The sequence below is a fragment of the Streptomyces sp. 11x1 genome, from assembly GCF_032598905.1.
Classification (GTDB): Bacteria; Actinomycetota; Actinomycetes; order Streptomycetales; family Streptomycetaceae; genus Streptomyces.
In genome coordinates this window covers 2,854,819-2,879,986 of sequence record NZ_CP122458.1, presented here as the reverse complement: position 1 = coordinate 2,879,986, position 25,168 = coordinate 2,854,819, and the positions used below count along the sequence as shown (strand labels likewise).

The window sequence follows — 25,168 nt, the reverse complement described above, 5'->3', positions numbered from 1 at the left end:
GAAAATGCGCCCGGCTTGCCCTACTTGATGGCGATTGACATTTACCGGCAATCCAGGGTGAGTCGGGCGGCCAGAGCAAGATCTTCAGCGGTCTCCTAGTGTCCTGAGTCTTTATTTCGCTAAAGAAGTAGGCTGGGCTCATGGCGCGTATGGGTCGGCCGACGGTCGAAGTGGTCCTGACGGATGAGGAGCGAGAGACGCTGCTGCGCTGGTCGCGGCGAGCAACGTCCTCGCAGGCTCTGGCGTTGCGGTGCCGGATCGTGCTTGCGTGTGCTGAGGGCGGTTCGAACACCGCGGTGGGAGCGGAGCTTGGGGTCCACCCGGTCACGGTGGCCAAGTGGCGCAGGCGGTTCGCGGCCGACCGGCTCCAGGGCCTGTCCGACGAGCCGCGGCCCGGCCCGCCCCGCACGGTGAGCGACGAAAAGGTCGAGGAGGTGGTCGTGCGGACCCTGGAGACCACCCCGAAGAACGCCACGCACTGGTCGACGCGGGGAATGGCCGCGGCCAGCGGCCTGAGCCAGTCCACCATCTCGCGGATCTGGCGGACCTTCGGCCTCAAACCGCATCTGGTGGACACCTTCAAGCTGTCCAAGGACCCGCAGTTCATCGAGAAGGTCCGCGACGTCGTCGGCCTGTACCTGGACCCGCCCGAGCGGGCCATCGTCCTCTGTGTGGACGAGAAGTCGCAGATCCAGGCACTGGACCGGTCGGCACCGGTGCTGCCGATGATGCCGGGCATGCCCGAGCGCCGCACCCACGACTACCTGCGCGGCGGCGTGACGACCCTGTTCGCCGCCCTGAACGCGGCCACCGGCGAGGTCATCAGCTCGCTCCACCGCCGGCACCGCGCGGTGGAGTTCAAGAAGTTCCTGGCCAAGCTGGACAAGGAGGTCCCCGACCATCTCGACGTCCACCTGATCTGCGACAACTACGCCACCCACAAGACGCCCGCGATCCAGAAGTGGCTGCTGGCCCATCCGCGGTTCCACATGCACTTCACCCCGACCAGCGCCTCCTGGCTCAACCAAGTGGAGCGCTGGTTCGCCCTGCTGACGGACAAGCAGATACGGCGTGGCGTCCACAGGAACGTCCAAGCCCTGGAGAAGGACATCCGGACCTGGATCGCCGACTGGAACGACAACCCCAAGCCCTTCGTCTGGACGAAGACCGCTGACGAGATCTTCGAACGCCTCACCGGATATCTGAACCGAATCAAAGACTCAGGACACTAGCAATACTTGTCGCTGGCGTCCCGAGTCGTCCAGGAACAGGAATCGACCTTCGTCCCGCTCGCCTTGGACAACGTCGCCGTGTCGCTCGTGTTGTTCCACACATAGGCCCTGCGGTTCTGGAACTTGGTCGCGCTCGTGTCCGTGCCCGACCCCGTTCGAACCTTGATGTACTTCTTCGCTCCGATCTTGACGTTCGGGAACGTGTACTTGTGGTTGTCGGGGTCCTTCAGCACCCACCCCTTCAGCGAGATCGCCGACGAGCTCGTGTTCTTGATCTGCACCCACTCACCGTTCAGGCTCGTGTTGGAACGCGTGTCCTTGCCAGGGCTGTCGAAGTACACGCGGTAGATGATCACCCCGCCCGCGGCCTCGGCCGGGCTGCTGAGCAGCGTGCCGGTGAGGGCGACGGCTCCGGCGAGCGCGGGCAGGGCAGCGCGTATGCGCTTGTGCATGGGTCCCCCAGGGTCCTCGTTCGCGATCGGCTGATCCGACAATCCGATCAGCAAGGGAAAAGTCATATCACCCCGCCTTCACGTGTACTTCACAAACGGAGAAACGGCCCCGTCAACCACAGACGGCACGAAGCGGGGCATCATGGGGACGCGCGGTCCAGCCGGACACCGGATGCGGCCACAATGGGGGGATGAGCGACAGTCCAGCCCCTCTCGCCGATCCGCATCTCGTCTACGACCCGGTCGACGGTGTACGGGACGTAGTGATCCTCGGATCGACCGGCTCGATCGGCACCCAGGCCATCGACCTCGTCCTGCGCAACCCGGACCGCTTCCGCGTCACCGGGCTCTCCGCCGCCGGAGGGAGGGTGGACCTGCTGGCCGAGCAGGCGCACCGCCTGCGTGTGCGGACCGTCGCCGTCGCCCGCGAGGACGCAGTACCCGCCCTGCACGAGGCCCTTGCCACGGCGTACGGCGCGGGGGAGCCGCTGCCCGAGATCCTCGCCGGCCCGGACGCCGCCACCCACGTTGCCGCCTCCGACTGCCACACCGTGCTCAACGGCATCACCGGCTCCATCGGCCTCGCCCCGACCCTCGCCGCCCTGGAGGCGGGCCGCACCCTCGCGCTCGCCAACAAGGAGTCGCTCATCGTCGGCGGCCCGCTGGTGAAGGCCGTGGCGAAGCCGGGCCAGATCATCCCGGTCGACTCCGAGCACGCCGCGCTCTTCCAGGCCCTCGCCTCCGGCACCCGCGCCGATGTGCGCAAGCTGGTCGTCACCGCCTCCGGGGGCCCGTTCCGCGGCCGTACGAAGGCGGAGCTGGCCGGCGTGACGCCCGCCGACGCGCTCGCGCACCCCACCTGGGCCATGGGCCCGGTCATCACGATCAACTCCGCGACCCTGGTCAACAAGGGCCTGGAGGTCATCGAGGCGCACCTGCTCTACGACATTCCCTTCGACCGCATTGAGGTCGTCGTGCACCCCCAGTCGTATGTCCACTCGATGGTTGAGTTCACGGACGGATCGACGATGGCCCAGGCGACGCCCCCCGACATGCGGGGCCCCATCGCCATCGGCCTCGGCTGGCCGCAGCGCGTCCCCGACGCGGCGCCCGCCTTCGACTGGAGCAAGGCCTCCACCTGGGAGTTCTTCCCCCTCGACAACGACGCGTTCCCGTCGGTCGGGCTCGCCCGGCACGTGGGAGAGCTCGCGGGCACCGCCCCGGCGGTGTTCAATGCGGCGAACGAGGAGTGCGTCGACGCGTTCCTGCACGGGGGCCTCCGCTTCGACGCGATCATGGAGACCGTCACGCGGGTCGTGCAGGAGCACGGCACCCCCGCCGCGGGAACTTCCCTGACCGTGGCGGACGTCCTCGAAGCGGAGACCTGGGCACGCGCCAGGGCCCGCGAACTCACCACACCGACCACCTCGACAGGCAACCCCACCGAGCGGACGACCGCGGAGGCCCGTGCATGACGACCCTGATGTTCATCCTCGGCATAGTGGTCTTCGTGATCGGCCTGGCGTTCTCGATCGCGTGGCACGAGCTGGGCCACTTCTCGACCGCCAAGCTCTTCGGCGTGCGCGTGCCCCAGTTCATGGTGGGCTTCGGCCCCACCCTCTGGTCGAAGAAGAAGGGCGAGACCGAGTACGGCGTCAAGGCGATCCCGCTCGGCGGCTACATCCGCATGATCGGCATGATCCCGCCCGGCGAGGACGGCCGGATCGAGAGCCGCTCGACCTCCCCCTGGCGCGTGATGATCGAGGACGCCCGCGCGGCCTCCTTCGAGGAGCTCCAGCCCGGCGACGAGAAGCGGCTGTTCTATAGGCGCAAGCCCTGGAAGCGCGTCATCGTCATGTTCGCCGGCCCCTTCATGAACCTGGTCCTGGCCGTCGTGATCTTCGTCGGCGTGATGATGACCTTCGGCGCCCAGACCCAGACCACCACCGTCAGCAAGGTCTCGGACTGCGTCATCGAAGCCAGCGAGAACCGCTCCAAGTGCCGCTCCGACGACGCCGAAGCCCCCGCCAAGGCCGCGGGCCTGAAGCCGGGTGACAAGATCGTCGCGTTCAACGGCGAGCCCGTCGACGACTGGGCCGCCCTGCAGTCCGACATCCGCTCCAACCCCGGCAAGCAGGTCACCGTCACCGTCGACCGCGACGGCAAGCAGCTCGACCTCACCGCCACCCTGGTCAAGAACCAGGTCAGCAAGACCGACGGCAACGGCGGCTACGTCGAGGACAAGTACGTCTCCGCCGGCTGGTTCGGCTTCACGCCCGCCTCCGGCATCGTCCCGCTCTCCTTCGGCGAATCGGTCGACCGCATGGGCGACATGATGGAGAACGGCGTCGAGTCCCTGCTCGCCCTGCCGTCCAAGGTCCCCGCCCTGTGGGACGCCACCTTCGGCGACGGCGAGCGCGAGGCCGACTCGCCCATGGGCGTGGTCGGCGCGGCCCGCGTCGGCGGCGAGATCTTCACCATGGACATCCCCGCCACCCAGCAGCTCGCCAGCTTCCTCATCCTGCTGGCCGGCTTCAACCTCTCCCTCTTCCTGTTCAACATGCTCCCGCTGCTCCCGCTCGACGGCGGCCACATCGCGGGCGCCCTGTGGGAGTCACTGCGCCGGAACGCGGCGAAGCTGCTGCGCAGGCCCGACCCGGGCCCGTTCGACGTGGCGAAGCTGATGCCCGTCGCCTACGTCGTGGCCGGCATCTTCGTCTGCTTCACCCTCCTGGTCCTGATCGCGGACCTCGTGAACCCGGTGCGCATCTCCTAGCCACCCGCGGTTCACGACGGCCGGGCACACTCACGCGGTGGGCCCGGCCGGACGGTGATGTGCTCGGGCCCGTGCCGGTGCCGTAATCTCGAAGCCTGGAGCCCGCCCGTACCGGGACCCGATCCTGATCCACAACTTGGGGTTGCACAGCAGATGACTGCGATTTCTCTCGGCATGCCGTCCGTTCCGACCAAGCTCGCCGAGCGCCGGAAGAGCCGGCAGATCCAGGTCGGGTCCGTGGCGGTGGGCGGAGACGCACCGGTGTCGGTCCAGTCCATGACGACCACGCGTACGTCCGACATCGGCGCCACGCTCCAGCAGATCGCCGAGCTGACGGCCTCCGGCTGCCAGATCGTCCGGGTCGCCTGCCCCACGCAGGACGACGCCGACGCGCTGCCGGTGATCGCCAGGAAGTCGCAGATCCCGGTCATCGCCGACATCCACTTCCAGCCGAAGTACGTCTTCGCCGCGATCGAGGCCGGCTGCGCCGCCGTCCGCGTCAACCCGGGCAACATCAAGCAGTTCGACGACAAGGTCAAGGAGATCGCGGCGGCGGCCAAGGATCACGGCACACCGATCCGCATCGGCGTCAACGCGGGCTCCCTCGACCGCCGCCTCCTCCAGAAGTACGGCAAGGCCACCCCCGAGGCGCTGGTCGAGTCCGCCCTGTGGGAGGCATCCCTCTTCGAGGAGCACGGCTTCCGCGACATCAAGATCTCGGTCAAGCACAACGACCCGGTCGTCATGGTCAACGCCTACCGCCAGCTCGCCGCCCAGTGCGACTACCCCCTCCACCTCGGCGTCACGGAGGCGGGCCCCGCCTTCCAGGGCACCATCAAGTCCGCGGTGGCCTTCGGCGCGCTTCTCTCCGAGGGCATCGGCGACACGATCCGCGTCTCTCTCTCGGCCCCGCCGGTCGAGGAGATCAAGGTCGGCAACCAGATCCTGGAGTCGCTGAACCTCAAGCCGCGCCGCCTGGAGATCGTCTCCTGTCCCTCCTGCGGCCGCGCCCAGGTCGACGTCTACAAGCTCGCCGAGGAAGTCACCGCCGGCCTCACCGGCATGGAGGTCCCCCTCCGCGTCGCCGTCATGGGCTGCGTCGTCAACGGCCCCGGCGAGGCCCGCGAGGCCGACCTCGGCGTCGCCTCCGGAAACGGCAAGGGCCAGATCTTCGTCAAGGGCGAGGTCATCAAGACCGTCCCCGAGTCCAAGATCGTCGAGACCCTCATCGAGGAAGCGATGAAGATCGCCGAACAGATGGAGGCGGACGGCGTGGCCTCCGGCGAACCGACGGTGGCGGTAGCGGGCTGAGGGGCCGCAGGCGCCCCTCAGGGGCGCGGGGCTGTTTCGATGTGCGGCTCCGCCGCGTGGGCGCGACAAGCCACGAAGCACCCGCACCCGCCAAAGCGCAGGAGCCCTCGGGCTATCAGGCGCCCCGGCCGCGGCGCAGCCGCAGGGCGGCCCCGCACAGCCCGGCAGGGTATCGTGCGGAGACCAGCGCAGACCCCAGGGTGAGGCCCCCGCACGTGTTGACCCAGACCACCACCAGGGTCCTCGAACCGAGTGACCTGGACGCCGCACTCGCCGTCCTGGACCGAGACCCCGTCGCGAACGCCTTCGTGACCTCCCGCGTCCAGGTCGCCGGGCTGGACCCGTGGCGGCTGGGCGGCGAGATGTGGGGCTGGTACGAGGACGGCGCCCTGACCTCCCTCTGCTACGCCGGCGCCAACCTCGTCCCCATCTGCGCCACCCCCCGCGCCGTGCGCGCCTTCGCCGACCGCGCCCGCCGGGCCGGCCGCCGCTGCTCCTCGGTCGTCGGCCCCGCCGAGCCCACCGCCCAGCTCTGGCGCCTCCTCGAACCCAGCTGGGGCCCGGCCCGCGAGGTCCGCTCGCACCAGCCCCTCATGGTCACCGACCGGCTGCCCGACCCCGCCGAGGTCACCCCCGACCCGTACGTCCGCCGGATCCGCAAGGACGAGATGGACACGATCATGCCGGCGTGCGTCGCCATGTTCACCGAGGAGGTCGGCGTCTCCCCGCTGGCCGGCGACGGGGGCCTCCTCTACCAGGCCCGGGTCGCCGAACTGGTGGGCTCCGGCCGCTCCTTCGCCCGCCTCGGCGCCGACGGCCGCGTCGTCTTCAAGGCCGAGATCGGCGCCGCCACCCCCCAGGCCTGCCAGATCCAGGGCGTCTGGGTCGCCCCCGAATACCGGGGCCAGGGCCTGGCGGCCCCCGGCATGGCAGCGGTCCTCCGCTACGCCCTGGCCGACGTTGCCCCCGTGGTCAGCCTCTACGTCAACGACTTCAACACGGCGGCGAGGCGCACGTACCAGCGGGTGGGCTTCCAAGAGGTGGGCGCTTTCATGAGCGTGCTGTTCTGAGACAGGTCGGCTGCAGCAGAGTCAGGGGCGCGGGACCGTATTTCCTATGCGGCTCCGCCGCGTGGGTGCGACCAGCCACATCCAACCCGCACCCCGCACACAACCCGAACCCCCCTGTAGCATCCGCAACATGGACCTCGTCATCGGCCCCTTGGACCTCCCCGCCCACGTAGACGAGGCCCTAGCCGTACAAGCCGTAGCCTTCGGCCTGGGCCCCGACGAGGTCGCGGTCCGCCGCCAGATCGTCCTCCGCCACATGACGTACCCGGGGGCCAGAGCCCTCGGCGCCACGTCCGGAGGCCGCCTCGTCGGCTTCGTCTACGGCATGCCCAACGACCGCACCCACTGGTGGTCCACCGTCGTCGAGCCCTACCTCCGCGCCCTCGGCCACGCCCACTGGCTGGACGACTCCTTCGTCATCACCGAACTGCACGTCCATCCCCGCCACCAGAACCACGGCGTCGGCCGCGCCCTGATCACCACCATCACCGACAGCGCCGTCGAACCCCGTTCGATCCTCTCCGCGATCGACGTCGACAGTCCCGCCCGCGGCCTCTACCACTCCCTCGGCTACACCGACCTCGCCCGCCAGGTCGTCTTCCCCAGCGCCCCCATGCCCTACGCCGTGATGGGCGCCCCCCTGCCCCTGCGTCGCAGGTAGCCGGCCCGCCGACCTCCCTCGCCACCACCGGATTTCCACGGGCACCCGCCCCCCGGCTAACCTCCTGCCATCAACCAAACCCCGGCAGGAGTACGACAACCATGGCGAACGCACCGGTCCAGCGCATGTCCCAGTTGATGGCGAAGACGCTGCGCGACGACCCCGCGGACGCCGAGGTGCTCAGCCACAAGCTCCTCGTCCGCGCCGGTTACGTCCGCCGCACCGCAGCCGGTGTGTGGACCTGGCTGCCGCTCGGCAAGAAGGTCCTCGCCAACGTGGAGCGGATCGTCCGCGAGGAGATGGACGCGATCGGCGCCCAGGAGGTGCTGCTCCCCGCCCTGCTGCCGAAGGAGCCGTACGAGGCGACCGGCCGCTGGGACGAGTACGGTCCGGAGCTGTTCCGCCTGAAGGACCGCAAGGGCGGTGACTACCTCCTCGGCCCCACCCACGAGGAGATCTTCACGCTGATCGTGAAGGACCAGGCGTCCTCCTACAAGGACCTGCCGGTGATCCTCTACCAGATCCAGACCAAGTTCCGTGACGAGGCCCGCCCCCGCGCCGGCATCCTGCGCGGCCGTGAGTTCCTGATGAAGGACTCGTACTCCTTCGACACCGAGGACGAGGGCCTGGCCCAGTCGTACGCCCTGCACCGCCAGGCGTACCAGAAGGTGTTCGAGCGCCTCGGCCTCGACTACCGCATCTGCGCCGCCACGGCCGGCGCGATGGGCGGCTCGAAGTCGGAGGAGTTCCTCGCCCCGGCGGGCGCCGGCGAGGACACCTTCGCGGACTGCCCGGCGTGCGACTTCGCGGCCAACACCGAGGCGATCACCTTCGAACTGAAGCCGGTGGACGCGGGCGACGTACCCGCCCTCGAAGAGATCCCGACCCCGGACACCCCGACCATCGAGACCCTCGCCGCGCACCTGGGCGTCGAGGCCTCCGCCACCCTGAAGAACCTCCTCGTCAAGGTCGACGGCGAGATCGTCGCCGTCGGCGTCCCCGGTGACCGCGAGGTCGACATGGGCAAGGTCGAGGCGCACTTCGCCCCGGCGGTCGTCGAGATGGTCACCGAGGCGGACTTCGCCGGCCGCCCCGACCTGGTCCGCGGCTATGTCGGCCCGCAGGGCCTCGGCGAGAAGGTCACGTACATCGCCGACCCGCGCGTCGCCCCGGGCACCGCCTGGATCACCGGCGCCAACAAGCCCGGCACGCACGCCAAGAACGTCGTCGCGGGCCGGGACTTCGAGGTCGCCGAGTACGTCGACGTCGTGGTGGTCCAGGAGGGCGACCCCTGCCCGAACTGCGGCACCGGCCTCAGGCTGGACCGCGCCATCGAGATCGGCCACATCTTCCAGCTTGGCCGCAAGTACGCCGACGCCCTCAAGCTCGACGTCCTCGGCCAGAACGGCAAGCCCGTCCGCGTCACCATGGGCTCCTACGGCATCGGCGTCTCCCGCGCGGTCGCCGCCCTCGCCGAACAGTCCGCCGACGACAAGGGCCTGTGCTGGCCGGCCGAGGTCGCTCCGGCCGACGTCCACGTCGTCGCCGCGGGCAAGGCCCTCCAGACCGAACTGGCCCTCGACGTCTCCGAGAAGCTGCGGGCCGCCGGCCTCCGCGTCCTGGTCGACGACCGCGCGGGTGTCTCGCCGGGCGTGAAGTTCACCGACTCCGAGCTGATCGGCGTACCGAAGATCCTGGTCGCCGGCCGCCGCTCCGCCGAAGGCGTCCTGGAGCTGAAGGACCGCCGCACCGGCGAGCGCGAGGAGCTGACGGTCGACGAGGCGATCGCCCGCCTGACGGTCTGAGCAACCTCGCTCCTCCCGGACCGTTCCCCGACCGTGGGGCGTGACAGAACGCCACCACGGTCGGGGAAACCGGACGGCACCCCCAGGGGCGAGGGGCTGTGTCGACGGACCCGGTCAAAGCCACCCGGCGAACTCCAGCAACAGCTCGGCGTCCCGCGGTCGCCCCACCCGCCGGGCCCGTACCCCCGACTCCACGGCCCGGAACAACGTCCACCCCCGCAGCCGCTCCTGATCCACTTCCAGCGACTCGGCCAGTTTCCGCACCCGCCGCCGAGTGATCGCCGCCCCCGACGGCGAGGCGATCAGATCCTCCACGCGATCCCGCACCAACCGGGCCAGATCGAACGCGCACTCACCCACGACTGGATCCGGCCCCACAGCCAGCCACGGCAACCGCTCCCCGGCGAGCACCTTGCTCTGCCGGAACGTCCCGTGCAGCAACCGCTCCTCCGGCGCGGACTCCAGCAGCTCCGCACGGACCCCGAGAGCCGCGTCGACCAGCCCCCGCACCTCGGGGTCCTCCTCGGCGCCCGCCTGCAGGGCCTCCCCCTGCCGGCCCGTCCGCTCGGACACGGTCTCGAAGACATGCGCCTCGGGCGGCTCGACCCACAGTCGGCGCAGGGTCGCCGCGGCCTCCAGCAGAGCCTTCGCCTCGGGCAGCGACCGCACCGACAGATCGGGGTGCAGTCGCTCCAGCAGCAGCACACCATGACTGTCCCCCGGGTTCAGCAACTGAACGGCTCCCCGCCCGTCCCAGTGCGCGAGCGCGGCCCGCTCGCCCTCCGGCCGGGCCCGATCAGGCGCCAGCTTGAGCACGGCGGGCGTGCCGTCGATGAGCCGCACCAGGAGCACCAGACTGCTCCGGCCACCTGGGGCCTGTACGCGTTCGACCGTCAACTCGCGGAGATCCACGGCCTGTTGGGCCAGCGCGGGGAGTCCTTCCAGCCACTCGCCGATCCCGTCCCCGCCGTCCGGCCGACGGGTCTCGGCGAGCGCTCGCACCAGCCGCCGCGGTGGTTCGAAGTCCTCGAAGGCCATGCGCGCCATGGGCGAGTCGTTCCCTTCCGGAGCGTGATCAGGTGTGCGGTGTCGCCGACGGGCCGGCGGCGGCCGTCCGCTCGGCGAGACCAGGGAAGGCTACGCTTCCGCCCCGCCACCGCACCGCCCGCACCGCCGCCTCCCGCAGCGCCTCGGCGGCCGTGGCGCGACGGTCGCCCTCGGCCGCCCGCACGAGATCGGAGTAGACGCCCGCCACCCGTTCCTCCAGCTCCGCGGCGAGCCGCACGGCGGACTCGGAATCGGCCACCTGGAACGGCAACGCGTACCCGGCGGCCGCCACGGCGGGCTTGCCGCCCAGGTCCCGTACGGCCCGGGTGAGCTCGTCCCGGCGGGCCCGGTGCGCGTCGTACGCCTCCCGTGCCTCGCGCCGGCGCGCCTCGCCGATCTTCCCGCCGACGACGCCGTAGCCGTACACGGCGGCGTGCTCGGCCCCGAGCGCCGCCTGTACCGCCTTCAGCTCCCCGCTGCTCACTTCGCACCCTCCGTCAACATGTACGCGTGCCCGGCGCCCGCCGCCGCCACCGAGGCCATCAGCCGCGCCACCTCCCCCGGCACCCGAAGCAATGTCCTGGCCCGCTTGTCGGCGAGCGTCCGCTCGGCGGCGGCCAGCTCGGCGAGGGCGGCCCGGGGGTCGTCGGGCACGGGGGCGGAGGAAGCCGAGGCGGACGAGGACGGCGTACCGGACGGGGACGGCGCATCCGAGGAGGACGGCGAGCCGGACGGGGAGGCGCTCGCCTCACCCGCGCCCGCCCCCTTCGCGCCCCCGAACGCCTCGGCGTGCCGTACAACCTCCGCCCGCAGCGGGGTCAGCAGCGCGGCCAGGTCCGGATGGGCGGCGAGCACCAGGTCGTACCGGTCCACAAGCCCTTCGCTGTCCCGCGCCGCACGAGCGCGCGCCCGCTCCAGCTCCGACCTGCCACTCCCGCCGTCGGACCCCTCACTCCCGGACGAGCACCCGGCGAGCAGCCCCACACCGGCGGCCCCGACCAGCAAACTCCTTCTGCGCGGCCCCGACGGGGCACGCGACGACAGGCTGAACGACACGGCAGACGTCCTCGGGGGGTCGTACGAACAAAAGAGCGGTGTGATCACGTTACCCGGCCGCGCCCCGGAAGGGGCGCGGGGAACGGCGCGCCGAGCCACGGACAACCCGCACGCGCCGCACGGACTACGCCACCCGAGCTCGGAGGCGGACGGCAACACCCCAGTGGAGCGGCTACCCTTTGACCTGACACGCGCCCTACCCACAACAGCACACGCGGCCGAGGAGTCACCCGGATGAGCACCACCCAGAGCGAGAGGCTGCGAGAACTGCTGGAACCGCTCGTACGCTCCCAGGGCCTGGATCTCGAAGAGATCGCAGTGGACTCGGTCGGACGCAAGCGGGTGCTGCGGGTGGTCGTCGACTCGGACGAGGGCGCCGATCTGGACACCGTCGCCGACGTCAGCCGCGCCCTCTCGGCCAAGCTGGACGAGACGGACGCGATGGGCCAGGCGGAGTACACCCTGGAAGTCGGTACGCCGGGTGCCGAGCGCGCCCTCACCGAACACCGTCACTACCGCCGTGCCGTGGACCGTCTGGTGAAGTTCGCGCTCCGCGAGGACGGGGAACTGATCGCCAGAATCCTGACCGTGGACGACGACGGCCTCGACCTCGAAGTGCCCGGGGTGAAGGGCCGCAAGGCCACCACTCGCCGGCTCGCCTTCGCGGAGATCGACAGGGCCCGCGTCCAGGTCGAGTTCAACCGCAAAGACAAGAAGGACCAGAAGGACATGACGGAAGAGGAGGAGGCGTAGCCGTGGACATCGACATGAGTGCCCTCAGGGGCTTGGTGCGGGAGAAGGAGATCTCCTTCGACCTGCTCGTCGAGGCGATCGAGGCGGCCCTCCTCATCGCCTACCACCGCACCGAGGGAAGCCGCCGCCACGCGCGCGTGGAGCTCAACCGGGAGACCGGCCATGTGACCGTGTGGGCGAAGGAGGACCCCGAGGACCTGGAGGAGGGGCAGGAGGCACGCGCGTTCGACGACACCCCGTCGGACTTCGGGCGCATCGCCGCCACCACCGCCAAACAGGTGATCCTGCAGCGACTGCGGGACGCCGAGGACGACGCCACGCTCGGTGAGTACGCCGGGCGCGAGGGCGACATCGTCACCGGTGTGGTCCAGCAGGGCCGCGACCCGAAGAACGTGCTCGTCGACATCGGCAAGCTGGAGGCCATCCTGCCCGTGCAGGAGCAGGTCCCCGGCGAGACCTACCAGCACGGCATGCGGCTCCGGTCGTACGTCGTACGGGTGGCGAAGGGTGTGCGCGGCCCCTCCGTGACGCTCTCCCGCACCCACCCGAACCTGGTGAAGAAGCTCTTCGCCCTGGAGGTGCCGGAGATCGCCGACGGGTCCGTCGAGATCGCCGCCATCGCCCGGGAGGCGGGGCACCGCACGAAGATCGCCGTCCGCTCGACCCGCAGCGGTCTGAACGCCAAGGGCGCCTGCATCGGTCCGATGGGCGGCCGGGTGCGCAATGTCATGGGCGAGCTGAACGGTGAGAAGATCGACATCGTCGACTGGTCGGACGACCCGGCGGAGATGGTGGCGAACGCGCTCTCCCCGGCCCGGGTCTCCAAGGTCGATGTGGTGGACCTCGCGGCCCGCTCCGCGCGCGTGACGGTGCCCGACTACCAGCTGTCGCTGGCGATCGGCAAGGAGGGCCAGAACGCCCGCCTCGCCGCCCGTCTCACCGGCTGGCGGATCGACATCCGACCGGACACCGAACAGCCGTCCGAGTAGTCGTCGCAGTCGTCCGGGCGGTCGGGGAATAGATCCAAGCCGCAGGTCGCTTAGATCACGTCAGTTATACGTGCTGCAAGTGTTCGATTCTTGCCCCAAAGGGGTGAGGTCGCTGCGGGGAGGTAGACTTAGCAGTGTCTGGCCGGACGCGCGCCCGCGCATGCCCTGAACGCACCTGTGTGGGGTGCAGGCAGCGATCGACCAAGACCGAACTGCTGCGCGTCGTGGCGATCGAGGACGAATGCGTCCCCGATCCTCGCGGTACGCTGCCCGGCCGGGGTGCGTACGTACACCCCGTTCAGGTCTGTCTCGACCTGGGCGTACGCCGCCGGGCGTTCACACGGGCGCTGCGCGCCCCGGGAGCGCTCGACACAAAGGCGTTGCGCCGATACGTGGAGCAGACAACAGTTGCCGAGCAGGCAACACCGTAAGACGTGTCGCACGGAACCTCCGTGCGGCCCTGGTACCCCGCGAGTTGGAAGTAGGTCGAGATTGCGATGAGCACTCGATGAGCACGCGATGAGTACGCCCATGAAGTAGCGACGGTCCGGACGCACCCGGACCTAAAAAGGAGCGAAGTGGCTAAGGTCCGGGTATACGAACTCGCCAAGGAGTTCGGGGTTGAGAGCAAGGTCGTCATGGCCAAGCTCCAAGAGCTCGGTGAATTCGTCCGTTCGGCGTCCTCGACGATCGAGGCGCCCGTTGTACGCAAACTGACTGACGCCCTCCAGCAGGGCAGCGGCGGCGGCAAGCCCGCCCCGCGCAAGGCCGCCCCGGCACGTCCGGCGGCCCCTTCTCCCGCGCAGGCCGCACGTCCGGCCGCGCCTCGTCCCGGTCCGGCCGCGCCGAAGCCGCCCGCCGCCGAGCGGCCCGCCGCTCCGGCCCCGGGTCCGCGCCCGACGCCCGGTCCCAAGCCGCCGACGCCGAAGCCCGCTCCGGCCTCCCCGGCCCCGAGCGTGCCCGAGTTCCAGGCACCCCCGTCGGCTCCGGCCGCCCCCTCGTCGACCCCGCGTCCGGGCGCCCGTCCGGGCCCGGGTGCGCCGCGTCCCGGTGGCCAGCAGCGCCCGAGCGGTCCCGGCCAGGAGCGTGGCGGCCAGGCCCCGCGCCCTGGTGGTGCCCGTCCCGGCGCCGGTGCGCCCAAGCCGGGCGGTGCCCGTCCCGCGGGTCCGCGTCCCGGTAACAACCCCTTCACCTCCGGCGGTTCCACCGGCATGGGTCGCCCGCAGGGCCCCCGTCCCGGCGGTGCGCCTCGACCTGGTGGACACGGCGGCCAGGGCGGCCCCGGCGGTGCCCAGGGCGGTCCGCGTCCCTCGGCTCCCGGCCAGGCGCCCCGTCCGCAGGGTGCCGGCGGCGGTCCCCGTCCGCAGGCTCCGGGCGGCGCCCGTCCGACCCCGGGCGGCATGCCTCGTCCGCAGGGCGGCGGTCCCCGTCCCGGCGGCGGCCCCGGCGGCCCCCGTCCGAACCCCGGCATGATGCCGCAGCGTCCGGCTGCCGGCCCGCGTCCCGGCGGCGGTGGCCCCGGTGGCCGCGGTCCCGGTGGCGGCGGTCGTCCCGGTGGCGGTGGCGGCGGTCGTCCCGGTGGCGGTGGCGGCTTCGCCGGTCGTCCCGGTGGCGGCGGTGGCGGTTTCGCCGGTCGTCCGGGTGCTCCCGGTGGCGGCGGCGGTTTCGCCGGTCGTCCCGGTGGTCCGGGTGCCGGCGGCGGTGGCCGTCCCGGCTTCGGTGGTCGTCCCGGTGGTCCGGGTGCCCGTGGTGGCACGCAGGGCGCCTTCGGTCGTCCCGGCGGTCCCGCGCGTCGCGGCCGCAAGTCGAAGCGGCAGAGGCGCCAGGAGTACGAGGCCATGCAGGCCCCGTCGGTCGGCGGCGTGATGCTGCCTCGCGGCAACGGACAGTCCGTCCGCCTGTCGCGCGGTGCCTCCCTCACCGACTTCGCGGAGAAGATCAACGCCAACCCGGCGTCGCTCGTCGCCGTGATGATGAACCTCGGCGAGATGGTCACCGCCACGCAGTCCGTCTCCGACGAGACCCTCCAGCTGCTCGCCGGCGAGATGAACTACGTCGTCGAGATCGTCAGCCCGGAGGAGGAGGACCGCGAGCTGCTCGAATCCTTCGACATCGAGTTCGGCGAGGACGAGGGTGGCGAGGAGTTCCTCGTCGCGCGTCCGCCGGTCGTGACCGTCATGGGTCACGTCGACCACGGTAAGACCCGACTGCTGGACACCATCCGCAAGACGAACGTCGTCGCGGGCGAGGCCGGCGGTATCACGCAGCACATCGGCGCATACCAGGTCGCCACCCAGGTCAACGACGAAGAGCGCAGGATCACCTTCATCGACACCCCTGGTCACGAGGCGTTCACCGCCATGCGTGCCCGTGGTGCGAAGTCGACCGACATCGCGATCCTGGTCGTCGCGGCCAACGACGGCGTCATGCCGCAGACGGTCGAGGCGCTCAACCACGCCAAGGCGGCCGACGTTCCGATCGTCGTCGCGGTCAACAAGATCGACGTCGAGGGCGCGGACCCGACCAAGGTGCGCGGTCAGCTGACCGAGTACGGCCTGGTGGCCGAGGAGTACGGCGGCGACACCATGTTCGTCGACATCTCCGCCAAGCAGGGTCTCAACATCGACAGCCTGCTGGAGGCCGTGGTTCTCACCGCGGACGCCTCGCTCGACCTGCGGGCCAACCCGGAGCAGGACGCGCAGGGCATCGCGATCGAGTCCCACCTCGACCGTGGTCGAGGTGCCGTCTCGACGGTCCTGGTCCAGCGCGGCACGCTGCGCATCGGCGACACCATGGTCGTCGGCGACGCGTACGGCCGTGTCCGGGCGATGCTCGACGACAACGGCAACAACGTCGAGGAAGCGGGTCCGTCGACCCCCGTCCTGGTCCTGGGTCTCACCAACGTCCCGGGTGCCGGCGACAACTTCCTGGTCGTCGACGAGGACCGTACGGCCCGTCAGATCGCCGAGAAGCGGGCGGCGCGCGAGCGCAACGCCAACTTCGCCCGGCGTGGCGTCCGATTCTCCCTGGAGAACCTGGACGAGGCGCTCAAGGCCGGTCTGGTGCAGGAACTCAACCTCATCATCAAGGGCGACGCGTCCGGTTCGGTGGAGGCCCTCGAGTCCTCGCTGCTCCAGCTCGACGTCGGCGAAGAGGTCGACATCCGCGTCCTGCACCGCGGCGTCGGTGCGGTCACGGAGTCCGACATCGACCTGGCGATGGGCTCCGACGCCATCGTGATCGGCTTCAACGTCCGCGCGGCCGGCCGTGCCGCGCAGATGGCCGAGCGCGAGGGCGTGGACGTCCGGTACTACTCGGTGATCTACCAGGCCATCGAGGAGATCGAGGCGGCCCTCAAGGGCATGCTCAAGCCGGAGTACGAGGAGGTCGAGCTCGGCACGGCGGAGATCCGCGAGGTCTTCAAGTCGTCCAAGCTGGGCAACATCGCCGGTGTCCTGGTCCGCTCGGGCGAGGTCAAGCGCAACACCAAGGCGCGCCTCGTCCGCGACGGCAAGGTCATCGCGGAGAACCTCACCATCTCCGGTCTGCGTCGCTTCAAGGACGACGTCACCGAGATCCGCGAAGGCTTCGAGGGTGGTATCAACCTCGGAAACTTCAACGACATCAAGGTCGACGACGTCATCGCGACGTACGAGATGCGCGAGAAGCCGCGGGCGTAAGCCGGTGGTTCACGCCGGCCGGGGGTGCCATCGGGCGCCCCCGGCCGGCGTGGCCGTTCCTGGGGGCTTCGCCCCCGGACCCCCTTCGCGCAGTTCCCCGCGTCCCTGATCACCCGGGCCGGGGTCGCGAACAAATCCCGTCGAGGGCGTCCGCCTTTCGATGTACGGTTCTGATGTTGCCGCCCGGCCTACGGGTGGGCCATCGATCCCGTACCGGTGGGTGAACCGGATACACACATGTACGTGGGGACTCTGTCCTTCGATCTCCTCCTCGGCGACGTACGGTCGCTGAAGGAGAAGCGCTCCGTCGTCCGCCCGATCGTGGCCGAGCTGCACCGCAGGTTCGCGGTGAGCGTGGCGGAGGTCGACCATATGGATCTGCACCGCAGGGCCGTGATCGGCCTGGCGGCGGTGTCCGGTGACACGGGGCACCTGACCGACGTACTGGACCGGTGCGAGCGGCTGGTCGCCGCGCGCCCCGAGATCGAGCTGCTCTCGGTACGGCGGCGCCTGCACGGCGACGACGACTGAACCGGCGGCTCGGGGACAGTTGAAGAAGCAGTAGTCAAGCAGAACGAGCTAGGAGACGGACCAGTGGCCGACAACGCGCGTGCCAAGAGGCTGGCGGACCTCATCCGAGAGGTGGTGGCCCAGAAGCTGCTGCGCGGGATCAAGGACCCGCGGCTCGGCTCACACGTCACCATCACGGACACCCGGGTGACCGGGGACCTGCGGGAGGCGACCGTCTTCTACACCGTGTACGGGGACGACGAGGAGCGGGCGGCCGCCGCCGCGGGGCTGGAGAGCGCCAAGGGCATCCTCCGCTCCGAGGTCGGCCGCGCCGCGCAGGTGAAGTTCACACCGACCCTCACCTTCGTGGCCGACGCCCTCCCGGACACCGCCCGGACCATCGACGACCTCCTCGACAAGGCACGGGCCTCCGACGCCCAGGTCCGCGAGAGCGCGTCGGGCGCCAGGTACGCCGGTGAGGCCGACCCGTACCGCAAGCCGGGCGACGACGCCGATGACGACGAGGATGCCGCCGCCGAATGACCCAGCAGCGCCAGAAGAACACCACGCCCGACGGCCTTGCCATCGTCGACAAGCCGTCGGGCTTCACTTCGCACGATGTCGTCGCCAAGATGCGGGGCATCGCCCGGACCCGACGGGTCGGGCACGCGGGGACGCTCGACCCGATGGCCACCGGAGTACTCGTCCTGGGGGTGGAGAAGGCGACCAAGCTGCTCGGTCACCTCGCCCTCACCGAGAAGGAGTACCTCGGCACCATCCGGCTCGGGCAGACAACGGTCACCGACGACGCCGAGGGCGAGATCACGGCGTCGGTCGACGCGTCGAAGGTCACCCGGGACGCGGTCGACGCCGGTGTGGCCGAGCTGACCGGACAGATCATGCAGGTGCCGTCCAAGGTCAGCGCCATCAAGATCGACGGCGTGCGGTCGTACAAACGGGCCCGGGACGGCGAGGACTTCGAGATTCCCGCCCGGCCCGTCACCGTCTCCTCCTTCGCCGTGTACGACGTCCGCGAGGCCGTCGCCGAGGACGGCACCCCCGTACTCGACCTGGTGGTGTCGGTGGTGTGCTCCTCCGGGACGTACATCCGTGCCCTCGCCCGCGACCTGGGCACGGGACTGGGCGTCGGGGGCCACCTCACGGCGCTGCGCCGCACCCGCGTCGGTCCGTACAAGCTGGACTCCGCGCGCACCCTCGACCAGCTCCAGCAGGAGCTGACCGTCATGCCGGTCGCCGAGGCCGCCGCGGCCGCGTTCCCCCGCTGGGACGTGGACGAGAAGCGGGCCAGGCTCCTGCTGAACGGCGTCCGCCTGGAGATGCCCGAGGAGTACACGGACCGGGGCGCCACCGCAGTCTTCGACCCCACGGGCCGCTTCCTGGCCCTGGTCGAAAGCCAGAAGGGCAAGGCGAAGAGCCTGGCAGTCTTCGGCTGAGCCGGCGCCGACTCCGTGGGTCAGTCATGGGTCAGCCATGGGTCAGTCATGGGTGGGCACGGTGGCTGAGGGTTCTTGCGGCCCCCGGGGCCTGCGGGTTCTCAGGGGTGCGGGGCGCGGCGGGGTGCGGGGCCCTGCGGGTTTCGAGGGGTGCGGGACAAGAGGGGTTCTGCGGGGCGCGGGGCCCTGCGGTTTTTAGGGGCGCGGGGAACTGCGCGAGCAACCACGCACGACCCGCACCCACGAAACCCAGCGAGACAACCCGAGTGATAGGCGGGGCTCCCAGGGGCGCAACCCCTGCCCCTGCCCGGAGCCACACGCACCGCGCCGCCCCCGTCACGACACGGCCGAACCCAGCGGAGCGTGGAGCGGCGGTCACGGGGTAGCTGTTCCCGCCGCTCCACGGTCCCCCCTCGGTTCCCCCACCCAGAGGTGTATCCATCTGCTCGGGGCTATTCACCCCTTCGTGCAGGCGCTCGGAGTGAACCGAGGGAGCGGAAGGGGGCGCGTTCGCCGCGCGATCTGTTCCGCTGATCTTCACGTGCCTACCGTCGGAACGCAGGTACGACGGGGAGGTCAGGACATGGTGGTACGGGGCCGTCGGGCGACCGACGACGGCCGCCGGGCGGCGCGGGACGAAGTCCTGGTGCGGGTCGGCGATCTGACGGGACGACCACGCGGCACGGGCTTCGTCGCCGACCACCACGGCACGGTCGTCACCAGCCACGAGGCGGTGGACGGCCTGGCCCGGATCGTGGTGCGCGCCACCGGCGACCGTGTCTGCGTGGTGACGTCCGACGCGGTCACCCCGCTGCCCGCCCTCGATCTCGCGCTCATCCGCACCCAGGGGCTGTCCGTGGATCCGCTGCCCTTCGCCCCGAGGGACGGGGTCGAGACGGGCGCGTACGTCCTTATCGCGGCCGGCGGCTGGCGCGAGGCTCGGGTGCTGGGCACGGCGGACGTGACGTACACCGCGACCGACGGTTTCCATCTGTTGCGCGGCGCACTGGAGTTGGCGATCGGCACCGCCGGGAGCGAGGCACTGCGGCTGGGCGGTGGCGCGGCCGGGGGACCCGTGCTCGACATGACCACGGGTGCGGTCCTGGGTGTCCTCGGTACGGCGCTGGAGGCACAGCACCGGGCCACCGGCTTCGCCGTCCCCCTGCGCGGGTGGCGGGCCGAACAGCCGCTGGCCGAGCTGCTCGCGCGCAACGCGGCGAGCGTACCGGCGTACGGGACCGATCTGAACCTGGCGGGGGTGCTGGAGCTCACGGCCACGACGGTGGGCTCGGACGGGCCGGGGGCGGGTGCGGGGGCAGTGGCGGCGACCGGTGCCGATCCCGTCGAACGGGTCGATGTCGTAAGGGAGTTCAGCGCCTTCTCCGAGGGCCCCGCCACGGTTCTCGGTCTCGTCGGACCGCCCGGCAGCGGCCGTACGACGGAACTGGCCGCGCTTGCCGCCCGACGCGGCCGGGGTCCTGCCCCCGCTCCCACCCTCTGGCTCCGCGGCGCCGACCTCCTCTCCGACGACACCTCCGTCGCGGACGCGGCCCGCCGCGCCCTGGAACGCGCGGGACGGATCGTGGCGGCGTCCACGGCGGCGGTCTCGGCGGTCGGGGCGGACACGGAGAGTTCGACGGGGGAGTGGGGCGCTTCGCCGGAGGCGGGGGAGGCCGGTGGGTGGGCCGCGTCGGACTTCTCGGCCGCCTCCGCCGCTTCCGCGGGTGCGTGCGGCGGTGAGAGTTCCTCGGGCGTTGGGGTGGGACGGCCCTGGCTGCCCGGGCGCTACCAGGGTGAGTTGGGGGACATCCGGCCGGAGCGGCTGGCGCGGCTCGCGGAGGCCGAGGGGCGGCCGCTGCTGCTGCTCCTCGACGGACCCGAGGAGATGCCGCCGACGCTCGCGCACCGGCTGGCCGAGTGGACCGCGGGGACGGTCGAGTGGCTGCGGGCGAACGGGGCCCGGCTCGTGGTGGCCTGCCGCGCCGAGTACTGGGAGCGGGCGGGGGCGCACTTCCCGGCGGACCTGGTGCACGGTGAGGGGCACCCCCGACCGGCCTGCGTGCGCCTGGGCGACCTCACCGAGAGCGAGGCCCGCCGGGCCCGCATGCGATACGGGATCCCCGAGGACGCGCTCCCCGCGGCGGACGCCCGCCACCCCCTCACCCTGCGACTCCTGTCCGAGGTCCGGGCCGCCCTCTCGGCCCCCATGAACGGCGGGCCCGGCGAGGATGGCGCCTTCGCCGGCCCACCGAACGAGCCCCCGGCAGGGCCCACCTGGGCGGACCGGCCCGACGGGGCCTCGGAGGACCGAGTACCGGGGGACGGAGGGCCGGAGAAGCAGGGCTGGGTTGGTCGGGGGTCGGAGGGCCAGGGCGGGTACGGCGGGGTGCCCGAGCACCACGGTCGGGACGGCCGGGGAGGCCAGGGGCCGGAGAGGCCGGGCGGGTACGGCGGGGTGCCCGGGAACCGGGGCCGGGACGGTCGGGGAGGCCGGGGAGCGGGTGAGCCAGGCTGCCACTGGCTCCGCGCCCCGCAAGCCGGTGCTGAGGGCCCTTCAGCCTGGAGCATCACCACGCCCGCCCTCGAACCCGGCGGTGCCTCCGACTCAGCCGGCTCCGCAGCACGCGGCGCCGGCGCTCACCCACCGGGACGGACGCCGCCCTCCACCGGCCGAGAACCGTCCTCCTTCAGCGCGACGGCAGCCTCGTCCGGGGCGACCTTCGCTGCGGGATCAGCCGCCTCCTTCCCGGGATCAGCCGCCTCCGCTGCGGGGTCGGCCGTCCACTCGCCGGACGCGGCTTCCTCCGTGGGCGAGGCCTCCTCGGACGGTGCGGCGTCCGCGTACGGCGCGGTCTCCCCGTACAGCACGGCGTCCGCGTACGGCGAGGCCTACTCCCCGGATCCGGTGGCCTCCTCTCCCGACTCGACCGGCACCTCCGCCGACTCGACCACCCACGGCTCCGGCCCGACCCCGACCTCCTCCGGCCCAACCGCACCCCCCAAACCCCCCACCCCCTCCGGCCTCCCCGGCAGGGACGACGTGTTGGCTGCCTATCTGGATCTGATGTGTCTGCGGGTCGCCGTGCGGCTCGCCGCGGTGAACGGGGTGCGAGGGGCCGGCGTACGGCGCCTGGCGGCGCAGGTCGCGGGGCAGGTGCACGAGGCCGCCCGGCGGTGTCTCGGCCCCGGGCAGGGGGAGTTGGACCGGGCGGCGTTCGAGGCCGTGTTCCCGTGGGGACCCGTACCGGGACGGCGACTCGGCGGCACCACCGGCTGGGCCTCGGCCGTACTCACCGAGGGCCTGCTCGTCCCGGCCGGCGACGGCTACCGCTTCGCCCACGAGGAGCTGGCCGACTGGATCCAGGGCGCCCACCTGGACCTCGACGCCGCACTGCACGCGCTCGTGCACCACGGCTGGGTCGCCCGGGCCGAGGCACGGCGCGGCTGGGGCACGATGCCCTCGGAGGCGCGTGTCCGCAGGCAGGCACGCCGGGCCACCCGCAACCTCCCCGTGCCCCGCCACCGGATCGGCCCCGTCGTCCACGCCCTTCTCCTCCTCGGCCGGCAACAGGGCCCCACCGAACTGGCCGGACGCCTGGAGGAGTTGCTCGACGCCCTGGACGCCCTGTTGCCCCCGGGCGCCCCCGCCCCGGACGACCCCACCTGGTGGGCCACCCGTCTCCTGGCCGAGGCCCTGCTCCGGGTGCCCGACGCGACGCCGTACACCAGGGTGCTGCGGTTCCTCACCGAGCGGATCGGGGCCTGGCGGGCCCAGGGCCGAGGCGTGCCGGCCGAGTTCGGGCCGGACTTCTGGGCCTCACTGCCCCTGCCCGAGGCGGAACGGTTCGATCTGCTGCGACGCCTGGTCGTCGCCGACCCGGCGACCGGCGAGGGGCCTCGCTACCTGGACACGGTCTCCCGGCTGCTGGCGGCCGACCCCGCCGCCGTACAACCGCTCCTCACCCGCTGGTTCCTGGACGACACCCCGTTGGTCGCGACCCCGGACGCCACCGTGGCGACGGCCGCGCAGGCACTGCTGCACACCCATCGCCGATGTGCCCTGGACGATCTGACCGAAGCCCTCGTCGAGAGCGCGCACCGACGGGGCGACGAACTCCTCGCCGTACTGTCCGAGGAGGAGCCCTCGGCGGTGTGCCGGGCCGTCGACCGGTGGGCGCACGACGAGCGTCCGGCCCGGCGCGTCGCGGGGCTCGCATACGGACTGCGGACCGCTCCGCACGTCAGCACCGAGGCGGACCGCGAACTCCTCCGCTACGCGGCACTCGCCCTGCTGGGCCGCCCCGCCGACGTCACCCTGCACAGCGGCGCCCTCGCCCTGCTCGTACGGGATCCGCGGACCCGGTCGCGGTATCTGACACAGGCGCTGGCGCGTTTCGCCGACGGTGACCCGCAGCTGCCCGCCGGCGCCGTGGTCACCGCGCTGGCCACCGACCCGGACCCGGTCCTGGAGGCATTCCGCGCGCGGCTGCGCGTGCCGGGCGCCGAGGGCTCGGACAGGGAGGCCCTGCGTACGCTCGCCGAGGTCACCACGCCCGGCCTCGCACGCCGCGTCACCGCCCTCGTACGGGAGGTCGTCGCCCTGCGCCCCGAGGTGGCCGGACACGTCGCCGTGTACGTCGACCGCAGACTGGAACACGGTCCGGGCACCCGCGCCGTACTGTTCCCGCTGGTCAGCGGCCTCATCGTGGACGGTCCCGTCCAGGTGCGCGCGGCCCTCGCGGCGGTCTTCGCCGAGCCGGGCACCGCCGCTTCCGGCCCGCTGCGGCGCGAACTGCTCGACCTGCTGATGGCGACCGAGCGGGACCCCTCCGTCCTCGACGCGCTGCTGCGGGCGGTGGTCGCGAGCACGACGGGCAGATCGGATACGGCGGGTATGGCGAATACGGCGGGTATGGCGAACATGACGGGTGCGGCGGGCACGATCGAGGGCGCGTCCGTCCGGGTGCTGGTCCACCGGATCGGCCTGCTCCTCGTCCGTACGCCCGATGGGGCCACCCGGTTCGACTGGGCACTCGTCGACATGGCGCGCCATGTGCCCGGTTTCGCGGAGCTGGTGGCCGGCTGGCTGAGCGGCACGCCCCAGGAGTGGGCGGCGGTGGTGGGTCCCAGCACGCGTCGGATGATCGAGAACCTGGCGGGCGTACCGGGTGTGCGGGTGCCCGCGTGAGGAGGGACGCGCGTGCCGGGGCGAGGGGCTGGGTGCCGTGCTCCGGGTCACAGCCCGGATGCCGATGCGGGCGGAGAGCATCGGGCATGGCACCCTTAGACCTGCGCAAGGGTTAAGCGTCAATACGGACACGGGTTCGACGAGGAGCGGTCACAGTGCAGCGCTGGCGTGGCTTGGAGGACATCCCCGAGGACTGGGGGCGCAGCGTCGTCACCATCGGCTCCTACGACGGGGTGCACCGCGGGCACCAGCTGATCCTCCGGCACGCCGTGGAATGCGCGCGTGAGCTGGGCGTTCCCTCCGTCGCCGTCACCTTCGACCCGCACCCCAGCGAGGTCGTGCGCCCCGGTACGCATCCTCCGCTGCTCGCCCCGCACCACCGCCGTGCCGAACTGATGGCCGAGCTGGGCGTGGACGCGGTCCTGATCCTGCCCTTCACGACCGAGTTCTCGCGGCTGTCGCCGGCCGACTTCGTCGTCAAGGTGCTGGTCGACAAGCTGCACGCCAAGTTCGTCGTCGAGGGCCCCAACTTCCGCTTCGGCCACAAGGCCGCCGGGGACGTGGCGTTCCTGGCCGAGCAGGGCAAGACGTACGACTTCGACGTCGAGGTGGTCGATCTGTTCGTCACCGGCGAGGCGGGCGGCGGACGGCCGTTCTCCTCGACCCTGACCCGGCGGCTGGTGACCGAGGGCGATGTCGAGGGTGCGTGCGAGATCCTCGGCCGCCCCCACCGCGTCGAGGGTGTCGTCGTACGCGGCGCCCAGCGCGGCCGCGAGCTGGGCTTCCCCACGGCCAACGTCGAGACCCTCCCGCACACCGCGATCCCCGCCGACGGTGTCTACGCCGGCTGGCTGCACGCCGCAGGCGAGGCCATGCCCGCCGCGATCTCGGTCGGCACCAACCCGCAGTTCGACGGCACCGAACGCACGGTCGAGGCGTACGCCATCGACCGCGTCGGCCTCGACCTCTACGGCCTCCATGTCGCCGTCGACTTCCTCTCCTTCGTGCGCGGCCAGGCGAAGTTCGACTCGCTGGACGCGCTCCTCGTGGCGATGGGCGAGGACGTGAAGCGGTGCCGGGAGCTGATCGGCGCGTACGAGGGCGACGAGGCGAAGTAGCCGCCGAGACCTGGAGATGGACCGAGGCCCGTACCGTTCACGATCCGTGAACGGTACGGGCCTCGG

General features: G+C 71.6%; 20 protein-coding genes. 16 read left to right on the top strand and 4 right to left on the bottom strand.

Annotated elements, in window-relative coordinates; genetic code table 11:
• Positions 1-140 precede the first annotated feature (140 nt).
• Positions 141-1,232: an IS630 family transposase gene (locus P8T65_RS12485; RefSeq protein WP_316724587.1), complete on the top strand. Its 1,092-nt coding sequence runs from the start codon at positions 141-143 to the stop codon at positions 1,230-1,232.
• Here P8T65_RS12485 and P8T65_RS12480 read toward each other — a convergent pair.
• The gene (locus P8T65_RS12480) at positions 1,229-1,684 is read right to left on the bottom strand and encodes a lamin tail domain-containing protein (RefSeq protein WP_316725454.1); all 456 of its coding nucleotides are present in this window, start codon (positions 1,682-1,684) and stop codon (positions 1,229-1,231) included. The two genes, P8T65_RS12485 and P8T65_RS12480, sit on opposite strands and share 4 nt — an antisense overlap.
• Positions 1,685-1,875: 191 nt before the next feature.
• Here P8T65_RS12480 and dxr point away from each other — a divergent pair, with 191 nt between their 5' ends.
• From dxr to P8T65_RS12450, 6 genes are all read left to right on the top strand, one after another.
• Positions 1,876-3,159 (top strand): 1-deoxy-D-xylulose-5-phosphate reductoisomerase, encoded by a 1,284-nt coding sequence (gene dxr, locus P8T65_RS12475; RefSeq protein WP_316725453.1) that lies wholly within the window; start codon positions 1,876-1,878, stop codon positions 3,157-3,159.
• Positions 3,156-4,460 (top strand): site-2 protease family protein, encoded by a 1,305-nt coding sequence (locus P8T65_RS12470; RefSeq protein WP_316725452.1) that lies wholly within the window; start codon positions 3,156-3,158, stop codon positions 4,458-4,460. Before dxr ends, P8T65_RS12470 begins: the two co-directional genes overlap by 4 nt.
• A 153-nt stretch (positions 4,461-4,613) precedes the next feature.
• Positions 4,614-5,771, top strand: a complete 1,158-nt coding sequence (ispG, locus tag P8T65_RS12465; RefSeq protein WP_215449257.1) for a flavodoxin-dependent (E)-4-hydroxy-3-methylbut-2-enyl-diphosphate synthase — start codon at positions 4,614-4,616, stop codon at positions 5,769-5,771.
• 215 nt (positions 5,772-5,986) lie between these two features.
• A complete protein-coding gene (locus tag P8T65_RS12460) occupies positions 5,987-6,841 on the top strand; it encodes a GNAT family N-acetyltransferase (protein ID WP_316725451.1) in 855 nt (284 codons plus the stop codon).
• Between the two features lie 130 nt (positions 6,842-6,971).
• Positions 6,972-7,502 carry a GNAT family N-acetyltransferase gene (locus P8T65_RS12455; RefSeq protein WP_316725450.1) on the top strand — a complete coding sequence of 177 codons (531 nt, stop codon included), beginning with the start codon at positions 6,972-6,974 and terminating at the stop codon, positions 7,500-7,502.
• A 101-nt stretch (positions 7,503-7,603) separates the two neighbouring features.
• On the top strand, positions 7,604-9,307 hold the full coding sequence (locus tag P8T65_RS12450) for a proline--tRNA ligase (protein ID WP_184899983.1): 1,704 nt from the start codon (positions 7,604-7,606) through the stop codon (positions 9,305-9,307).
• A gap of 114 nt (positions 9,308-9,421) precedes the next feature.
• Here P8T65_RS12450 and P8T65_RS12445 read toward each other — a convergent pair whose 3' ends face one another.
• From P8T65_RS12445 to P8T65_RS12435, 3 genes are read right to left on the bottom strand one after another with little or no spacing between them, the layout of a single operon-like run.
• On the bottom strand, positions 9,422-10,354 hold the full coding sequence (locus tag P8T65_RS12445; protein WP_316725449.1) for an aminoglycoside phosphotransferase family protein: 933 nt from the start codon (positions 10,352-10,354) through the stop codon (positions 9,422-9,424).
• A gap of 28 nt (positions 10,355-10,382) precedes the next feature.
• Positions 10,383-10,838: a ferritin-like domain-containing protein gene (locus P8T65_RS12440; RefSeq protein ID WP_316725448.1), complete on the bottom strand. Its 456-nt coding sequence runs from the start codon at positions 10,836-10,838 to the stop codon at positions 10,383-10,385.
• The gene (locus P8T65_RS12435; RefSeq protein WP_316725447.1) at positions 10,835-11,410 is read right to left on the bottom strand and encodes a hypothetical protein; all 576 of its coding nucleotides are present in this window, start codon (positions 11,408-11,410) and stop codon (positions 10,835-10,837) included. The genes P8T65_RS12440 and P8T65_RS12435 overlap by 4 nt, the downstream gene beginning before the upstream one ends.
• 234 nt (positions 11,411-11,644) lie before the next feature.
• On the opposite strand from P8T65_RS12435, the gene rimP reads away from it, so the two are divergent.
• The 9 genes from rimP to P8T65_RS12390 all read left to right on the top strand — a co-directional run bounded on the left by rimP (position 11,645) and on the right by P8T65_RS12390 (position 25,102).
• Entirely contained in the window at positions 11,645-12,163 is a 519-nt protein-coding gene (gene rimP / locus P8T65_RS12430; RefSeq protein WP_184899989.1) for a ribosome maturation factor RimP, read from the top strand.
• Positions 12,164-12,165: 2 nt separating this feature from the next.
• Positions 12,166-13,152 carry a transcription termination factor NusA gene (nusA, locus tag P8T65_RS12425; RefSeq protein WP_033527005.1) on the top strand — a complete coding sequence of 329 codons (987 nt, stop codon included), beginning with the start codon at positions 12,166-12,168 and terminating at the stop codon, positions 13,150-13,152.
• 134 nt (positions 13,153-13,286) lie between these two features.
• Complete coding sequence (locus tag P8T65_RS12420) at positions 13,287-13,583, top strand: YlxR family protein (protein WP_184899991.1); 297 nt, start codon at positions 13,287-13,289, stop codon at positions 13,581-13,583.
• 147 nt (positions 13,584-13,730) lie between these two features.
• Entirely contained in the window at positions 13,731-16,832 is a 3,102-nt protein-coding gene (infB, locus tag P8T65_RS12415) for a translation initiation factor IF-2 (RefSeq protein WP_316725446.1), read from the top strand.
• A gap of 237 nt (positions 16,833-17,069) precedes the next feature.
• A complete protein-coding gene (locus P8T65_RS12410) occupies positions 17,070-17,363 on the top strand; it encodes a DUF503 domain-containing protein (RefSeq protein ID WP_184899995.1) in 294 nt (97 codons plus the stop codon).
• 63 nt (positions 17,364-17,426) lie between these two features.
• Entirely contained in the window at positions 17,427-17,885 is a 459-nt protein-coding gene (rbfA, locus tag P8T65_RS12405) for a 30S ribosome-binding factor RbfA (protein WP_184899997.1), read from the top strand.
• Positions 17,882-18,796, top strand: a complete 915-nt coding sequence (truB, locus tag P8T65_RS12400) for a tRNA pseudouridine(55) synthase TruB (RefSeq protein ID WP_316725445.1) — start codon at positions 17,882-17,884, stop codon at positions 18,794-18,796. The genes rbfA and truB overlap by 4 nt, the downstream gene beginning before the upstream one ends.
• Positions 18,797-19,379: 583 nt before the next feature.
• On the top strand, positions 19,380-23,984 hold the full coding sequence (locus P8T65_RS12395; RefSeq protein ID WP_316725444.1) for a trypsin-like peptidase domain-containing protein: 4,605 nt from the start codon (positions 19,380-19,382) through the stop codon (positions 23,982-23,984).
• Between the two features lie 155 nt (positions 23,985-24,139).
• A complete protein-coding gene (locus tag P8T65_RS12390; RefSeq protein ID WP_316725443.1) occupies positions 24,140-25,102 on the top strand; it encodes a bifunctional riboflavin kinase/FAD synthetase in 963 nt (320 codons plus the stop codon).
• Positions 25,103-25,168: the final 66 nt, after the last annotated feature.